Below are 943 nucleotides of genomic sequence, written 5' to 3'. Positions count from 1 at the left end.
ATGACCCAGACCAAGAAGTTCGCCAGCCAGGCCGATCTCGAAGAGAAGAAGATCACCTTCAGCCAGATTTCGGAGCATGCCTGGGCCTACACGGCCGAGGGCGACCCCAACACCGGCATCATCATCGGCGACGACTGCGTGCTGGTGGCCGACACCCAGGCCACGCCGGCGATGGCCGCCGACGTGGTGCGCCGCATCCGCGAAGTCACCGACAAGCCGATCAAGTACGTGGTGCTCACGCACTACCACGCGGTGCGCGTGCTGGGCGCCGCGGGCTACCAGCCCGAGCACATCATCGCCAGCCAGGACACGCGCGACCTGATCGTCGAGCGCGGCGAACAGGACAAGGCGAGCGAGATCGGCCGCTTCCCGCGCCTGTTCCAGAACGTCGAGACCGTGCCCCCGGGCATGACCTGGCCGACCATGACCTTCACCGGCAAGATGACGCTGTGGCTGGGCAAGCTCGAAGTGCAGCTGATCCAGCTCGGTCGCGGCCACACCAAGGGCGACACGGTGGTCTGGCTGCCGCAGGAGCGCACCTTGCTCAGCGGCGACCTGGTCGAGTTCGATGCCACCCCCTATGCCGGCGACGCCTACTTCCAGGACTGGCCCAAGACGCTGGACAACATTGCCGCGCTCAAGCCCGTCGCGCTGGTGCCGGGCCGCGGCGCCGCGCTGACCACGCCCGACGAAGTGGCCAAGGGCCTGGCCGGCACGCGCGACTTCATCGCCGACGTCTACGCGAGCGTGCAGGCGGGCGTGAARGCCGGGCGCGACCTCAACGCGGTCTACCAGGAGACCTACGCCAGGCTCAAGCCCAAGTACGGCCACTGGGTGATCTTCGACCACTGCATGCCCTTCGACGTCAGCCGTGCCTACGACGAGGCCTCGGGCCATGCCGACCCGCGCATCTGGACCGCCGAGCGCGACGTCGACATGTGGA

1 protein-coding gene is annotated in these 943 nt (G+C 67.8%); it reads left to right on the top strand.

What is annotated here, in order from left to right; genetic code table 11:
* Positions 1-943, top strand: a 943-nt coding sequence (locus tag AB4Z46_RS35305) for an MBL fold metallo-hydrolase (RefSeq protein ID WP_442288208.1), incomplete at both ends; no start/stop codon positions are given.

The organism is Variovorax sp. M-6 (assembly GCF_052114385.1).
In the GTDB taxonomy this organism is placed as follows: Bacteria; Pseudomonadota; Gammaproteobacteria; order Burkholderiales; family Burkholderiaceae_C; genus Variovorax.
Note: the sequence above shows the minus strand (reverse complement) of the source record. Positions and strands in the feature narration are given on the sequence as shown.